We start from the raw sequence: 13,788 nt of genomic DNA on the forward strand, positions 1-13,788 counted from the left end.
GGGCGATCCCGTCGTCGTTGGAGCCCTTATGGGTGATTCGCGATGTTCCGATGCTGAATGCGCCTGTTAGCTGTCGTTCATGCAAAACGTCATGCTTCCCCCACGCCGCCGGTGCCGATAGGAGGGGGCGATGACGCGACCGCGCCTTGCCCTGTTCGATTGCGACGGCACCCTTGTCGACAGCCAGGCCAATATATGCCTCGCCGCGATCGAAGCGTTCGATCTCGCCGGCCTGACCCCGCCCCCGGCTTCGGCGATCCGCCGCATCGTCGGCTTGAGCCTGGTCGAGGCGATGCGCGTCCTGGCCCCCGCCGAGCCCGAGGACATGCATCGCCGTCTGGCGGCCGATTACAAGGCCGCCTTCTTCCGCCTGCGGACCGAGGGCGCGATGGAGCCCGAACCGCTGTTCGAGGGGATCGCGGCACTTCTCGATCGGTTGGCGGCGGATGGCTGGCTGATGGGTGTGGCGACCGGCAAGTCGGATCGCGGGCTGGCGCGGGTGCTCGCCGAGCATGGTCTGTCCCATCATTTCGTCACGCTGCAGACCGCCGATCGTCACCCGTCCAAGCCCGACCCGTCGATGGTCCTCGCCGCTATGGCGGAAACCGGCGTGGCGGCCGGGGACGTGGCGATGATCGGGGATACGAGTTTCGACATGGCGATGGGCAAGGCGGCGGGCGCCTTCCCGGTCGGTGTCGCCTGGGGATATCATGACGTGCACGAACTGGTGAAGGCAGGCGCGGCGGTCGTCGCCGACGAGGTATCGGACCTGCCCAGGCTTCTGGCGCGGCCATGAGCGAGGATGTCGGATGCGCGCGGCGGCGCTGGCTGGTCATCGTCCTCGTTCGGCTGATCGGTGTGGCGGGCGCGGTGTTCGGCATCGTGCTCGCCTCGCGCGGGGTGCATTGGCCGCACAAGGTGCTGGGGATGGCGATCGTCCTGTCGGCGCTGGCGATGATCGCGATCGTCCCCGCCGGGCTGGCGCATCGCTGGCGGAGTGGCGGCGAATGAAGCGGTTCTGGCAGGCGGTGACGGTGGACGCCGACCGGGTGGTGCGGCTCGACGATCGCCCGGTCCGCACACCCGGACGCACGCCGCTGTCGCTTCCGACGGTTGCCCTGGCCGAGGCGGTGGCGGAGGAGTGGCGCTCGGTCGGGGAGACGGTCGATCCACGCGCCATGCCGCTGACCGGGCTCGCCAATGCCGCGATCGATCGGATCGCGGCGGATCCCGCGCCCTTCGCGGACGGGCTGGCGCGCTATGCCGAGAGCGACCTTCTCTATTACCGCGCCGATTCGCCGCCCGAGCTGGTGGCGCGGCAGGATGCGGCGTGGAACCCGCTACTCGAGTGGGCGCGCGACCGATATGATGTGCATTTCACCCTTGTGACGGGAATCATGCATCAGCCCCAGCCCGACGCGACCGTGGCGAGGCTGGCGCAGGCGGTCGTGGCGCTCGACCCGTTCCGGCTCGCGGCACTGTCGCCGGTGGTGACGATCACCGGGTCGCTGGTGCTGGCGCTGGCTTTGCTGGAGGGGGCGGCGGAGGCCGACGCGATCTGGACCACGGCGCATGTCGACGAGGATTTCCAGGCCGAACAATGGGGCGAGGATTATCTTGCCGTGGAGGCGCGCGAGGCGAAACGGCGTGAGTTCGACGCCGCGATCCGGTTTTTGCGAGCGCTCCAGAATTAGGCCGGATCGACATTCCGCTTATTCTCCCCTCTCCCCACTACGAGGGGCGGGGGAAGGACAGGCATAGGTGAATGTCGATCGGGGCTAGGACATGCCGTGCGTTGGCGCTGGGCGAAGGCGAAGCGCACGGGATGGCGCGCGCCGAAAACGCGGGACAGCGGCCGGGCTGGCTCGTTACTTCGTCGTCAGTTTCCGAATGAATCCGATGAGCCCGGTCTGGCGCGACCGCTTGAGGCGTTCGGCCTGGAGGATCGTCTTCACGCCCTGGAAGCATTGCTCGACATCATCGTTGACCAGGACATAGTCGTAGCCGTCCCAGTGACTGACCTCGTTGGTCGCGCGTGCCATGCGGGCGTCGATCACCGCCGCCGAATCGGTCGCGCGGCGCTCGAGGCGCTGGCGCAGTTCCTCCATTGAGGGAGGGAAGATGAAGACGCGGACCACGTCGCCGCCCGCGATCTGGAAAAGCTGTTGCGCGCCCTGCCAGTCGATATCGAACAGCACGTCCTTGCCCGCGGCCAGCATCGCCTCGACCTGCGCGCGCGGGGTGCCGTAGCGATTGTCGAAGACATGCGCCCATTCGAGGAATTGGTCATTCGCCACCATGCGGCGAAATTCCTCGAGATCGACGAAGTGATAGTCCTTGCCGTCGACCTCGCCGGGGCGGATGCCGCGCGTCGTCGCCGAAACCGACATCTGCAATCCGGCGTCGTCGGCCAGCAGCTTGCGCGCGATCGTGGACTTGCCCGCACCCGATGGCGAGGACAGCACGAACAGCATGCCGCGGCGCTTCAGCTTGTGGAGATCGTCGGAATGGGCGGGCGAGTTGGGCATGTCTGCCTTTGACGCACGCAGTCGCAGCGCGTCAAGACATGCCTGACGCGCTGCGTTACGCCGATGCTGTCAAACGTCGGTCAGTAGCGGCTGCCCGCGACCTTGCCCGCCTTGTGCCGGTCATAGGCCTTCTTGGCCGCATAGCCGCCGCCGAGCAGCAGGCCGAGCGGCCCCAGGCGGCGCATTCCGCCGACCGCCAGCGCACCCAGCGCCGCGCCCTTGAGGCCGCTATTGCCGTCGCGCCGACTCACTTCGCGCCCGACCAGCGCGCCTACAATCCGTCCGATCATTGCACCTCTCCAAAAACCCGGTCCTTCAACTCGCCCGCGCCGCGCAGCACCGCCCAGCCCACCGCGTAGGTGATGGCGAGCGGCAGCACGAGTTTCAGGACATTGGCGGTCACCGCACCGACGATCGCGCCGTCGCCGACGCCGTCATCGCCCGACATGCCGTCGATCGCAGCGCCGACCAGCGCGCCGATTGTCGTTGCACCCATGCTCATGCCCTTCGTTGCTCTGGGCAGGAAAAGCATGGGGAGTGGGATGGGTTCCGAAAAGTCTGTCCGCCCCGTACCGGGGAGGAACAGCTTACCCCTTGGCGGCGATGCGTGCCTCGATCGCGTCCCAGATCAGGCCGGCGACATCGGTGCCGTCGAATTTCTCGATCGCGACGATGCCGGTCGGGGAGGTGACGTTGATCTCGGTCAGCCACTCGCCGCCGATCACGTCGATCCCGACGAACAACAGCCCGCGCCGCTTGAGTTCGGGACCGAGCTCCGCGCAAATCTCGCGTTCGCGCGCGGTCAGTTCGGTCTTTTCCGCCGATCCGCCGACCGCCAGGTTGGAGCGAATCTCGCCCTCTCCCGGCAGGCGGTTGATCGCGCCCGCGACCTCGCCGTCGATCAGCACGATCCGCTTGTCACCCTTGGCGACGGCGGGGAGGAAGGCCTGCACCATATGCGGTTCGCGATAGGCGGTGTTGAACACCTCGATCAGCGCGGACAGGTTGGCGCCGTCGCGCCCGACCTTGAAGATCGCCTTGCCGCCATTGCCATGGAGCGGCTTGATCACGATCTCGCCATGCTTGGCCAGGAACGCGCGCGCCTCGTCCAGCGAGCGGGTGACCAGCGTCGGCGGCATGAAGTGCGGATAGTCGAGGACGAAGACCTTTTCGGGTGCGTTGCGCACGCTGCGCGGATTGTTGACGACCAGCGTCTTCTCGGCGACGCGCTCCAGCAGATGGGTCGCGGTGATATAGCCCAGGTCGAAGGGCGGATCCTGCCGCATCAGAACGACATCGGCCTCGTCACCCAGATCGAGCCGGACGGGTTCGCCGAACGCATAATGGTCACCCGCCACCCGCTGCACGGTGACCGGATGCGCTTTGGTCCAGAGATGCCCGTCGGACCAGTTCAGGTCGCCCGCATCATAGTGGAAGAGCCTGTGCCCGCGCGCCTGCGCCGAGAGCATCAGCGCGAAGCTCGAATCGCCCGCGATGTTGATCTGGTCCATCGGGTCCATCTGGACGGCGACGGTCAGCGGCTTGGACATGGGATTTCCTTCCTTCGGACGGGTCTTTGCGCGCGGAATTAGTCGTTCGCCCGGCCGCTGTCACCCGATCCAGGCATTTTCGATATGGCGTGGCCGGGTGCCGGGTGCGAGCAGGATCACGTCGACGCGGATATCGTCGCCCGGCCCGGCATAGCGCGGCATCAGCGCCTCCGCCGCCGCCGCGACCCGCGCGAGCCGTCGTTCGTCGATCGCGAAATCCAGTTCGACGGCCGATTTGCGCGTCTTGACCTCGACGAAGGCGACCAGCGATCCACGTCGCGCGATCAGGTCGACCTCGCCCGCAGGCGTTCGGACGCGGCGGTCGAGAATGCTCCAGCCCTTGAGCCGCAGCCACCATGCGGCCAGCCGCTCGCCGCGTCGGCCCGTTTCCTCGGCAGCACGACGATTGCGAAGCGTGTCGGCGCGACGGGGGCGGGCAGGCGGGAGCGACATGGCAGCGGACGATAGCCCATCGCCCGGCGTCAGGCGAATGCTTCCTCCGGCGCGGTCAGCCAGGCCAGGCTGTCTTCCGCCGGATCGAACACGCGCAGATAGGGCTGGGTCATCAGCCGCCGGATCTGCTGCCGCCCGACCGCGCTGCCGTTGATCATCGCGATGCGGCTGGCGCGGGGAAAACCGTTCAGCGCCTCGTGCACGGTCATGATCGCATCCTTCGGCTGGACGCCGATCGCCGACATGTCGATGCGCAGGCGATAGCCGGGACGAAAGCCGCTGCGGCGAAACGCATCGACCAATTCACGGGCATAGCGGCGCGCGACATCGGGCGTGAACAGGCCGGTCCAGCGGATATCAAGAAGATTCAGGTCGTCTCGAAATTCAAACGCGTACATCGTCCCACTCCCCGCGCCGGAATGTGGCGTCGAAGGTTTGCCGAATTGCTAACGGCACGACCTAATTCCCTGAATTCGCGTCCTTCATCGCCAGCGCGCGGGTGTAGAGCGCCTTGCGGTCGAGGCCCAGCGCCCTGGCGACCTCGCTTGCGGCGCGTCCGACCGGCAGGCGGGTGAGCGCCTCGGCCAGCGCGGCGTCGGCATCCTGATCGGAGGCGGGCGGCGCCTCGCCGGGCGGCGCGACGACGATCGCGATCTCGCCCCTCGGGCCACCCTCGGCATAGCGTTCGGCGAGGGTGGAGAGGGTGCCGGTCACCGCCTCCTCGAACTTCTTGGTGATCTCACGCGTCACCGCCGCCTCGCGGTCGCCCAATCCTCGGGCCAGCGCGGTCAGCGTCGCGGACAGGCGCGGCCCCGATTCGTAGAGGACGAGCGTGGCGCGAATCGCGGCGATTTCCGCGATCGCGTCGGCGCGCGCCTTTTCCTTGGTCGGCAGGAAGCCTAGGAACAGGAAGCGGTCGGTCGGCAAGCCCGCCAGGGTCAGCGCGGCGATCGCGGCGCAGGGGCCGGGGATCGTCACCACCATATGACCCGCCGCGCGCGCATCGCGCACCAGCTTGTAACCGGGATCGGAGATCAGCGGGGTGCCCGCGTCGGACACCAGCGCCACCGCCTGAGTCGCCATGCGCGCGATCAGGCCGGGGCGGACATGCTCGGCATTATGGTCGTGATAGGGCTGCATCGGCCGCTTGACGCCGATATGGCGGAGCAGCCCGGCGGTCACCCGGCTGTCCTCCACCGCGATGACATCGGCCATTGCCAATATGTTGGCGGCACGCGGCGACAGATCGCCGAGATTGCCGATCGGGGTCGCGACGATGTACAGCCCGGGTTCGAGAGTGTGTTCGGATTGGGTCACGGGGATCGTCATGACAGAGGCAGGGCTGTTCGTACAACCGGGGGTCGTCATTCCGGGCGCTTCCAAATTGGGGGTGAGGCGGCTTGGCCGCGCGGTGGCGCTGGCGGCGACGCTGGTGCTGGCGGCGTGCCAGACGATCGTCCCGCGCGCGCCGGTGGAACAGCCGCAGTCGCGGCCCGAACCCACCACGCAGCGTCCTTCGACCGACGTCGAGCCCGGTCTGCCCCGCGACACCGCGCGGCATCGCATCGCGCTGCTCGTACCGCTGTCGGGCAGCAATGCGGGGGTCGGCCAGTCGATCGCCAACGCGACGATGATGGCGTTGCTCGATGCGCAGGCGGACACGATCCGAATCACCAACTACGACACCACGCCCGGCGCGGCGGCGGCGGCGCAAAAGGCGATCGCGGAGGGCGCGCAGCTGATCCTCGGTCCGCTGCTGTCGGAGGATGTGCGCGCGGTGGCGCCCGTCGCGCGCGCCGCCAAGGTGCCGGTGATCAGCTTCTCCAACGACGCGGGCGTGGCCGGGAACGGCACCTATCTGATGGGCTATACCCCCGCTCAGTCGATCGACCGGGTGGTCGATTATGCGCGCGGGCGCGGCGTGACGACCTTTGCCGGACTTGTGCCCAACGGCCTGTATGGCGAGCGCGCCTCGACCGCGTTCCTTCGCGCGGTCGAGGGGGCGGGGGGGCAGGTCGTCTCGCTCCAGCCCTATGGCCGGGTCGCGGACGGCATCGCGGCGGCGGCGCAGCGGCTGAGCGCGAAGGCGCCCTATGACGCGGTGCTGATCGCCGATGGCGGTGCGGCGGCGGCCGCGGCGGCGCCGATGCTGAAGCGTGGATCGGGCGCGACGACGCGGTTGCTCGGCACCGAATTGTGGAATTCCGAATCGGGGATCGCCGCGCGCGCGCCGCTCAACGGCGCCTGGTTCGCCAGCGTGTCGAATACGCTCTACCGCCAATATGCGACGAAATATCGGGCGCGGTTCCGCGCGGCGCCCTACCGCCTGTCGAGCCTGGGCTACGACGCGGTCCTGCTGACCGTGCGCATCGCGCGCGACTGGCGGATGAACGCGGCCTTCCCCGAGGCACGGCTGCGCGCGTCGGACGGATTCTCGGGGATCGACGGCGCGTTCCGCTTCGGTCGCGATGGCGTCGCCGAACGCGCGCTGGAGGTTCAGGAGATCCGTGACGGGACCGCGATCACCGTATCCCCCGCCCCGACCGGCTTCGGAGGGTAGGCGCGGCATCCTTCCCTCTTCCCCGAAAAGGGGCAGAGGGAAGGGGGTTACGAAGACGGGTCCGCCACCACTTCGCGCAGGATCGCATCGAGTAGCAGCGCGCCCGCGTCGGTGACGATCAGCCGCTCATCGTCCAACCGCACCAATCCTTGCCGCGCCATCGTCGCGATCGCCGCACGGTCGACCATGTCGCGGCCATCGGCGAGCGCGGTGACGCGCCTCAGGTCGACGCCTTCGGCCAAGCGAAGGCCCATGACCAGCGCTTCGGTCGCGCGGGTGACGGGGGGAAGGCTTTCCTCGACTTCGATGCCGTGGCCGTTGCGGTCCACCGCCGCCATCCAGTTCTCGGGCTTCTTGCGCCGTGCCGTCGCCACGCCCTCTCGTCGGCCATGAGCGCCGGGGCCGATCCCGGCATAGTCGCCATAGCGCCAATAGGTCAGGTTGTGGCGGCTCTCGGCACCGATCCGGGCGTGGTTGGATGTCTCGTAGGCGGGCAGACCGGCGGTCGCGGTGATCGCCCGCGTCGTCTCGAACAGGTCGGCGGCGGCGTCGCCGTCGGGAATGACGAGCCGCCCGGCGGCCGCCTCGGTATGAAAGCGCGTGCCGGGTTCGATCGTCAGCTGGTAGAGCGACAGATGTTCGGTGCCATAGCCGAGCGCACGGGTCAGTTCGGCCTCCCAATCGGCCAATGGCTGGCCGGGACGGGCGTAGATCAGGTCGAAGCTGACCCGGCCGAACAGCGCCTGGGCCGTCTGGAGCGCGCGCAACGCCTCGTCGACGCCGTGCGCGCGGCCGAGGAAATGCAGCGCCTGATCGTCCAGCGCCTGCACGCCCAGCGACGCGCGATTGACCCCGGCGGCGGCGAGGTCGGCGAAGCGCGCCGCCTCGACCGAGGAGGGATTGGCCTCCAGCGTGATCTCGATCCCCTCGGCAAAGCCCCAATGGCGCTCGGCGGCATCGAGGATCGCGGCGACGGTGGCGGGCGGCATCAGCGACGGCGTGCCGCCACCGAAGAAGATCGAGGTCAGCCGCCGTCCGGGCAACGCCTCCGCCTCATGCGCAAGGTCGGCGAGGAGGGCGTTTGCCCAGGCCGCCTGATCGACCGATTCGCGGACATGGCTGTTGAAGTCGCAATAGGGGCATTTGGAGACGCAGAAGGGCCAGTGGACATAGAGCGCCAGCGGGGTGAGGGCCGGGGCGCGGGCCGGGGACGAAGCCGAAGACGAAACGGGCGATATTGCGGAGGACATGATGCGCCACGATATGGCGGCGATGGTCGCACTTCGCCATCTCTTATCGCTGCCCGTTCTCGCCGCGCTGCTGGCGGGATGCGGTCCCATGGTTTCGGCGCAGGGCGGCTCGGCCGAGCGGGCCCCGGCGCGGGTCGTGGAGGAGCGGACGTCCGATACGCCCGCCGCGCGCGGGGCGGGGCTGCTCCGCCAGGCGATGCTGGACGGCCACCGCGCGGCGCGTGCCGAGGTGGGGTTGCCGCCGCTGGACTGGGACGAAGGGCTGGCGGCGAGCGCGCGGGCCTACGCGCAGGAGATGGCGCGGACCGGACGCTTCCAACATGCCGAGCAGCCGATGGGCCCGACCCGGCAAGGCGAAAACCTCTGGACCGGAACGCGCGGCGCCTATCGCTACGACGAGATGATGGGGCATTGGGTCGCGGAGAAGCGCGACTTCGTCAACCTGCCCATCCCGCAGGCGAGCCGCACGGGGCAGTTCGGCGACGTGGCGCACTATACCCAGATCGTCTGGGCGCGGTCGACGGCGGTCGGCTGCGCGATGGCGAGCAACAAGCGCGACGACTTCCTCGTTTGTCGCTATAGCCCGACCGGCAACGTCGTCGGCGAGCGGGCATTCTGACTCGCGCGGAACGGCGGGAAGGTAATGACCGATGGCGAATCCCTATGATCCGATGGCCTGGCTCGCCTTCTGGACCGCCCCCGCGCGCTTCGCGATGATGGCGAGCGAGGCGATGCTGAGCGCGCAGAGCGTGATCGCCACCCGGATGGGTGCGATGGCGAACGGCACGTCGTCGGCGGCGGAAATGACGCTGATGGTCAGCGAGAAAGTCAAGGCCTTCGACCAGTCGGCCAAGCTTTGGAACCGCGATTCCGCCGCGCTGTCGAAACTGTCGCACCATGATCCGCGTGGCGGCATTCTGGACGCCTGGGAGACGATGGCGCGCGCCATGCTGATCGGTGCGTCGATGCCGGTCCAGGCGATGACGCCGGTTCACAAGGCGGTGACGGCGAACCAGAAGCGGCTGGCCAAGCGGTAACCGCGTGTCCCCTCCCCAAGCGCGCTTGGGGAGGGATGGGCAATCAGAACACCGCCTTCACCAGCTGTCCGAACGCATCGGCGCGGTGGCTGATGCGGTTCTTTTCGTCCTGATCCATTTCGGCGAAGGTCTCGTTGCCGCCGATCGGCTGGAAGATCGGGTCATAGCCATGGCCCTTCTCGCCGCGTGGCGGCCACACGATCGTCCCGTCGACGCGCCCCTCGAACCATTCGACATGACCATCGGGCCAGCCGATCGCGAGCGCGCAGATGAAATGCGCCGACCGCGCCATGTCGGGTTCTTCGGTCAGCCGATCCTCGACCGCGCGCATCGCCATGGCGAAGTCCTTGTCCGGCCCCGCCCAACGCGCCGAGAACAGGCCCGGATCGCCGCCGAGCGCCTCGACGCACAAGCCGCTATCGTCGGCGAGCGCGGGCAGACCCGACAGGTCGGCGGCGGCCAGCGCCTTCAGCTCGGCATTCGCGACGAAGGTCGTGCCCGTCTCCTCGGGCTCGGGCAGGTCGAGGTCGCCCGCCGCGATCACCTCCATGCCATAGGGCGCGAGCAGTTCGCGGAATTCGACGATCTTGCCCTTGTTGTGGCTGGCCAGCACCAGCTTGCCGGGCTGGAGCTTGCGGATCGCCTGGCGCCCGTTTCCTTCGCCGCTCATGCGCGAACCGCCCGCTCTTGCGCGGCATAGATCTCGGTGCAGCCCATCCGCGCGAGGCGGAGCAGGCGGAGCAGCGCCTCTTCGTCATAGGTGGCGTGCTCGGCGGTCGCCTGGACCTCGGCGATGTGGCCGTTCTCGATCAGCACGAAATTGGCGTCGGCATCGGCGGCCGAATCCTCGATATAATCGAGGTCGAGGACGGGCGTGCCCTGGTGGATGCCGCACGACACGGCGGCGACCTTGTTGCGGATCGGGTCGGCGGTCAGCCTGCCTTCGGCCAGCAGCTTGTTCACCGCGATGCGCAGCGCGACCCAGGCACCCGAGATGGCGGCGGTGCGGGTGCCGCCATCGGCCTGGATCACGTCGCAGTCGAGCGTGATCTGCCGCTCGCCCAGCGCCTTCAGGTCGCAGACGGCGCGTAAGGATCGGCCGATCAGCCGCTGGATCTCCTGGGTGCGGCCCGATTGCTTGCCCTTGGCGGCCTCACGGCTGCCGCGCGTGTGGGTGGCGCGGGGGAGCATCCCGTACTCGGCCGTCACCCAGCCCTCGCCCTTGCCGCGCAGGAAGGGGGGCACGCGCTCCTCGACGCTGGCGGTGACGAGCACTTTGGTATCGCCGAACCCGATCAGTACCGATCCTTCGGCGTGGCGGGTGAAGTTCGGCTCGATGGTGATGGGACGCATCTGGTCGGGCATCCGGCCGGACGGGCGCATAGTCTTCTCCTTGTTCCTTGACCCAGCCCTAACCGCCCCCCGCGATTAGCGCCAGAGACCAAGGCGGCGATCCGAAGACACTCTTCTTCTCCGCGTCCCCTCCGCGTCTCCGCGTGAGCCAATCTTCTTTTTGCGCGCAGAGGCGCAGAGGACGCAGAGAAGAAGTCGGTTGTCTCCCGATCGCTTGAGCCGGTGCGGGGTGATGCCTACATTTGCCGAATGGTCACCCCACCGATCACCGAACTGACCGACCGGGCGCGCGATATCTTTCGTGTGGTGGTCGACAGCTATCTGACCAGCGGGCAGCCGGTGGGGTCGAAGACGATCGCGCTGTCGGGGATCAACCTCTCGCCCGCCTCGATCCGCAACGTCCTGCAGGAATTGGAGGAGCGCGGGCTGCTGGCGGCGCCGCACACCAGCGCCGGGCGGATGCCGACCGATATGGGGTTGCGGCTGTTCGTCGATGGCATGATGCATGCGATGGAGCCCAGCGCACAGGAACGCGCCGCGATCGAGGCGCGCGCGGCGCGCTCGGGCCCGGTCGAGGAGGCGCTGGCGGCGACGACGGCGGTGCTGTCGGGCCTGTCGGCCTGCGCGGGCCTCGTCATGGTGCCCAAGCGCGAGATGAAACTTCGCTCGATCGGCTTCGTGCCGATTTCCCCGGCCCAGGCGCTCGCCGTGCTGGTGGCGGAGGACGGCGCGGTGGAGAATCGGGTGCTCGAACTGCCATCCGGCATGACGCCCTCGGCGTTGGTCGAGGCGGGCAATTATTTGTCCGCGACGCTCGCCGGGCTCACGCTGGGGCAGGCGCGCGAGCGGCTGGAGCGGGAACTCGCGGCCGGGCGCGATGCGCTCGACGGGGCCGCGCGGGCGCTGGTCGAACAGGGGCTGGCGATCTGGAGCGAGGATGGCGAGCGCCGCCCGATCCTGATCGTGCGGGGGCAGGGGCGGCTGATCGACGCCGCCGCCGCCGCCGATCTGGAACGGGTCCGCGATCTGCTCGACGATCTGGAGGGCAAGCAGGAGATCGCGCACCTGCTCGATTCGGCGCGGGCGGGCGATTCGACCCGCATCTTCATCGGCGCGGAGAACAAATTGTTCGCGCTGTCCGGTTCGTCGGTGATCGCCCGACCCTTTCGCGGCCTGGACGGCCAGGTGGTCGGTGTGGTCGGCGTAATCGGGCCGACGCGGTTGAACTATGCCCGCGTCGTGCCCATGGTGGATTTCACGGCGGCAACGCTTGCCCGAATGATGGGCTGACAGGGATTATGATGAGCGACAACAGGACGAACGAAACCGAGACCGATCTGCGCGAGGAAACCGCGGAGGCCGCGCCCGAAGTGGCCGGTCAGGACCGTCTGGCCGAGCTGGAGAACCAGCTGGCCGAGGCGAAGCAGCAATATCTCTACGCCCAGGCCGAGAACCAGAATGTCCGCCGCCGCGCCGAGAAGGAAGCGGCCGATGCGCGCAACTATGCCGCGACCTCGTTCGCGCGCGACGTGCTGTCGGTCGCCGACAATCTCCAGCGTGCGCTGGCGGCGATCCCCGCCGACCTGCGCACCGACGACAAGTGGAAGGGGCTGGTCACCGGTCTCGACGCCACGGGTCGCGAACTGGATAGCGTGCTGGGCCGCCACGGCATCACCAAGATCGAGGCGATGGGTCAGGCGCTGGACCCCAACAAGCATCAGGCGATGATCGAGATGCCCTCCGACCAGGAACCGGGCACGATCGTGCAGGAGATGCAATCGGGTTACATGATCAAGGACCGTCTGCTGCGTCCCGCGCTGGTGGCGGTTGCGAAGAAGCCGGACTGATCCGGCTCTTGCGACGCGAAAATGGAAAGGGCGGTCCTTCGGGGCCGCCCTTTTCTATTGGCCGAGCAGTTTCAGCACGTCCTGCTGGCTGCGATTGGCCTGGGACAGCATCGCGGTCGATGCCTGGGACAGGATCTGCGCGCGGGCGAGCTTGACCGTCTCCTCCGAATAATCGGTATCGGCGATGCGCGAACGCGCCTCCGACAGGTTCGTCGATCCGCTGGTCAGGGTGCTAACCGCTGATTCCAGCCGGTTGCCCGTCGCGCCGAGCTGTCCCCGCACGCGCGCCACCGTGCCGAGCAGTTCGTCGGCGCGCTTCAGCGTATTGTCGGTGCGATAGCGATTGGTGACGTTCAGTTCATCGGGCAGCGCGAATTCGCGGCGCTTGAGATAATCGTCGAAGCTGTAACCGCTGTTGTAGGTCGCGCCATTGGGATCATACCATTGATCGCCCGGCCGTTCATAGACGATGCGCCCGATATCGGCGCGGTCGATATCCGCACCCGCGATCCTGCCGCCCGCCATATAGTCGTCGAACGTCACCAGATGCGACCGGACATTGTTGGTCGACGGGTCATAGGGCTGCGGCGGGGTCAGGCGCGCATTGTAGCCCGATGACCAGTAATAGCCGATATCGTCGCGGATATAATGGGTCGCGATCGGCGGGATGGCGACGGGGATGGTGTCGTCGACATTCGGCCCGGCCTGGATGTTCAGCGTGATGCTGGCATCGACCAGTGTGTTGTCCCTGTCGTAGATGGGGGCGTTGTTGTTGAACAGCGCCACGCCGTTGAACGAGGCGTTGCGCATCGTCTGTTCGATCTGCGTCGCCAGTGCGGTGACCTCCAGCTGCAGGGCGGCGCGGTCGTTGGCGCTATAGGTTCCCGACCCCGCCTGTACCGCCAGTTCGCGCACGCGCTGGATCATGTTGGACACCTCGCCGAGCACGCCGTCGGCGGTCTGGACCAGCGAGACGCCGTCCATGGCGTTGCGGATGCCCTGCGACATGCCGCGAATCTGCGCGGTCATCGCGCTGCTGATCGCCAGCCCGGCGGCGTCGTCCTTGGCGGTGTTGATCCGCTGCCCCGTCGAAAGCCGCGCCATGGCCTCACCCAACTCATGGCTTGAGCGTTGGGTGGCAGCCATGGCGCGTAGCGCGGCGCCGTTCGTGTTGATGACCGTCATGGTTACTCCCATCCCCAGACGAGCA

At 68.0% G+C, this 13,788-nt stretch carries 19 protein-coding genes; 8 read left to right on the forward strand and 11 right to left on the reverse strand.

Translation table 11 applies throughout. The features are described from left to right. Window positions 1-130 precede the first annotated feature (130 nt). From LRP66_RS04330 to LRP66_RS04340, 3 genes are read left to right on the forward strand one after another with little or no spacing between them, the layout of a single operon-like run. On the forward strand, window positions 131-796 hold the full coding sequence (locus LRP66_RS04330; RefSeq protein WP_230481277.1) for an HAD-IA family hydrolase: 666 nt from the start codon (window positions 131-133) through the stop codon (window positions 794-796). After that, a complete protein-coding gene (locus tag LRP66_RS04335) occupies window positions 793-1,011 on the forward strand; it encodes a hypothetical protein (RefSeq protein WP_230481278.1) in 219 nt (72 codons plus the stop codon). Before LRP66_RS04330 ends, LRP66_RS04335 begins: the two co-directional genes overlap by 4 nt. After that, a complete protein-coding gene (locus LRP66_RS04340; RefSeq protein ID WP_230481279.1) occupies window positions 1,008-1,694 on the forward strand; it encodes an ATP12 family chaperone protein in 687 nt (228 codons plus the stop codon). Before LRP66_RS04335 ends, LRP66_RS04340 begins: the two co-directional genes overlap by 4 nt. 174 nt (window positions 1,695-1,868) lie before the next feature. On the opposite strand, the gene gmk is transcribed toward LRP66_RS04340, so the two are convergent. The 7 genes from gmk to rsmI all read right to left on the reverse strand — a co-directional run bounded on the left by gmk (window position 1,869) and on the right by rsmI (window position 5,860). Beyond that, a complete protein-coding gene (gmk, locus tag LRP66_RS04345; protein ID WP_230481280.1) occupies window positions 1,869-2,528 on the reverse strand; it encodes a guanylate kinase in 660 nt (219 codons plus the stop codon). Between the two features lie 80 nt (window positions 2,529-2,608). Further along, on the reverse strand, window positions 2,609-2,818 hold the full coding sequence (locus LRP66_RS04350) for a hypothetical protein (RefSeq protein WP_230481281.1): 210 nt from the start codon (window positions 2,816-2,818) through the stop codon (window positions 2,609-2,611). Next, entirely contained in the window at window positions 2,815-3,024 is a 210-nt protein-coding gene (locus LRP66_RS04355) for a hypothetical protein (protein ID WP_230481282.1), read from the reverse strand. The genes LRP66_RS04350 and LRP66_RS04355 overlap by 4 nt, the downstream gene beginning before the upstream one ends. Window positions 3,025-3,115: 91 nt before the next feature. After that, complete coding sequence (gshB, locus tag LRP66_RS04360) at window positions 3,116-4,078, reverse strand: glutathione synthase (RefSeq protein WP_230481283.1); 963 nt, start codon at window positions 4,076-4,078, stop codon at window positions 3,116-3,118. 60 nt (window positions 4,079-4,138) lie between these two features. Then, the gene (locus LRP66_RS04365; RefSeq protein ID WP_230481284.1) at window positions 4,139-4,531 is read right to left on the reverse strand and encodes a YraN family protein; all 393 of its coding nucleotides are present in this window, start codon (window positions 4,529-4,531) and stop codon (window positions 4,139-4,141) included. Window positions 4,532-4,560: 29 nt separating this feature from the next. Next, on the reverse strand, window positions 4,561-4,929 hold the full coding sequence (locus tag LRP66_RS04370) for an STAS/SEC14 domain-containing protein (protein ID WP_230481285.1): 369 nt from the start codon (window positions 4,927-4,929) through the stop codon (window positions 4,561-4,563). A gap of 61 nt (window positions 4,930-4,990) precedes the next feature. Further along, complete coding sequence (gene rsmI, locus LRP66_RS04375; protein WP_230481286.1) at window positions 4,991-5,860, reverse strand: 16S rRNA (cytidine(1402)-2'-O)-methyltransferase; 870 nt, start codon at window positions 5,858-5,860, stop codon at window positions 4,991-4,993. Here rsmI and LRP66_RS04380 point away from each other — a divergent pair. Further along, window positions 5,859-7,091, forward strand: coding sequence for a penicillin-binding protein activator (locus LRP66_RS04380; protein ID WP_230481287.1), 1,233 nt, complete (start codon window positions 5,859-5,861; stop codon window positions 7,089-7,091). The genes rsmI and LRP66_RS04380 overlap by 2 nt on opposite strands. A gap of 47 nt (window positions 7,092-7,138) precedes the next feature. On the opposite strand, the gene hemW is transcribed toward LRP66_RS04380, so the two are convergent. Continuing rightward, window positions 7,139-8,341 carry a radical SAM family heme chaperone HemW gene (hemW, locus tag LRP66_RS04385; RefSeq protein WP_230481288.1) on the reverse strand — a complete coding sequence of 401 codons (1,203 nt, stop codon included), beginning with the start codon at window positions 8,339-8,341 and terminating at the stop codon, window positions 7,139-7,141. On the opposite strand from hemW, the gene LRP66_RS04390 reads away from it, so the two are divergent. Together LRP66_RS04390 and LRP66_RS04395 are read left to right on the forward strand one after the other, a co-directional pair. Then, window positions 8,340-8,960 (forward strand): CAP domain-containing protein, encoded by a 621-nt coding sequence (locus LRP66_RS04390; protein ID WP_329959236.1) that lies wholly within the window; start codon window positions 8,340-8,342, stop codon window positions 8,958-8,960. The genes hemW and LRP66_RS04390 overlap by 2 nt on opposite strands. Before the next feature lie 31 nt (window positions 8,961-8,991). Then, entirely contained in the window at window positions 8,992-9,378 is a 387-nt protein-coding gene (locus tag LRP66_RS04395) for a hypothetical protein (RefSeq protein ID WP_230481289.1), read from the forward strand. A gap of 43 nt (window positions 9,379-9,421) precedes the next feature. Here LRP66_RS04395 and rdgB read toward each other — a convergent pair whose 3' ends face one another. Continuing rightward, window positions 9,422-10,048: an RdgB/HAM1 family non-canonical purine NTP pyrophosphatase gene (rdgB, locus tag LRP66_RS04400; protein ID WP_230481290.1), complete on the reverse strand. Its 627-nt coding sequence runs from the start codon at window positions 10,046-10,048 to the stop codon at window positions 9,422-9,424. After that, window positions 10,045-10,761 (reverse strand): ribonuclease PH, encoded by a 717-nt coding sequence (gene rph / locus LRP66_RS04405; protein WP_230481291.1) that lies wholly within the window; start codon window positions 10,759-10,761, stop codon window positions 10,045-10,047. Before rph ends, rdgB begins: the two co-directional genes overlap by 4 nt. A 219-nt stretch (window positions 10,762-10,980) precedes the next feature. Between rph and hrcA the strand changes: the two genes are divergently transcribed. Continuing rightward, complete coding sequence (hrcA, locus tag LRP66_RS04410; RefSeq protein ID WP_230481292.1) at window positions 10,981-12,021, forward strand: heat-inducible transcriptional repressor HrcA; 1,041 nt, start codon at window positions 10,981-10,983, stop codon at window positions 12,019-12,021. A gap of 11 nt (window positions 12,022-12,032) precedes the next feature. Continuing rightward, window positions 12,033-12,578, forward strand: a complete 546-nt coding sequence (gene grpE, locus LRP66_RS04415) for a nucleotide exchange factor GrpE (RefSeq protein ID WP_230481293.1) — start codon at window positions 12,033-12,035, stop codon at window positions 12,576-12,578. Between the two features lie 54 nt (window positions 12,579-12,632). On the opposite strand, the gene LRP66_RS04420 is transcribed toward grpE, so the two are convergent. Then, window positions 12,633-13,763: a flagellin N-terminal helical domain-containing protein gene (locus LRP66_RS04420; RefSeq protein ID WP_230481294.1), complete on the reverse strand. Its 1,131-nt coding sequence runs from the start codon at window positions 13,761-13,763 to the stop codon at window positions 12,633-12,635. Window positions 13,764-13,788 lie beyond the last annotated feature (25 nt).

The organism is Sphingomonas sp. Leaf21 (assembly GCF_916858675.1).
In the GTDB taxonomy this organism is placed as follows: Bacteria; Pseudomonadota; Alphaproteobacteria; order Sphingomonadales; family Sphingomonadaceae; genus Sphingomonas.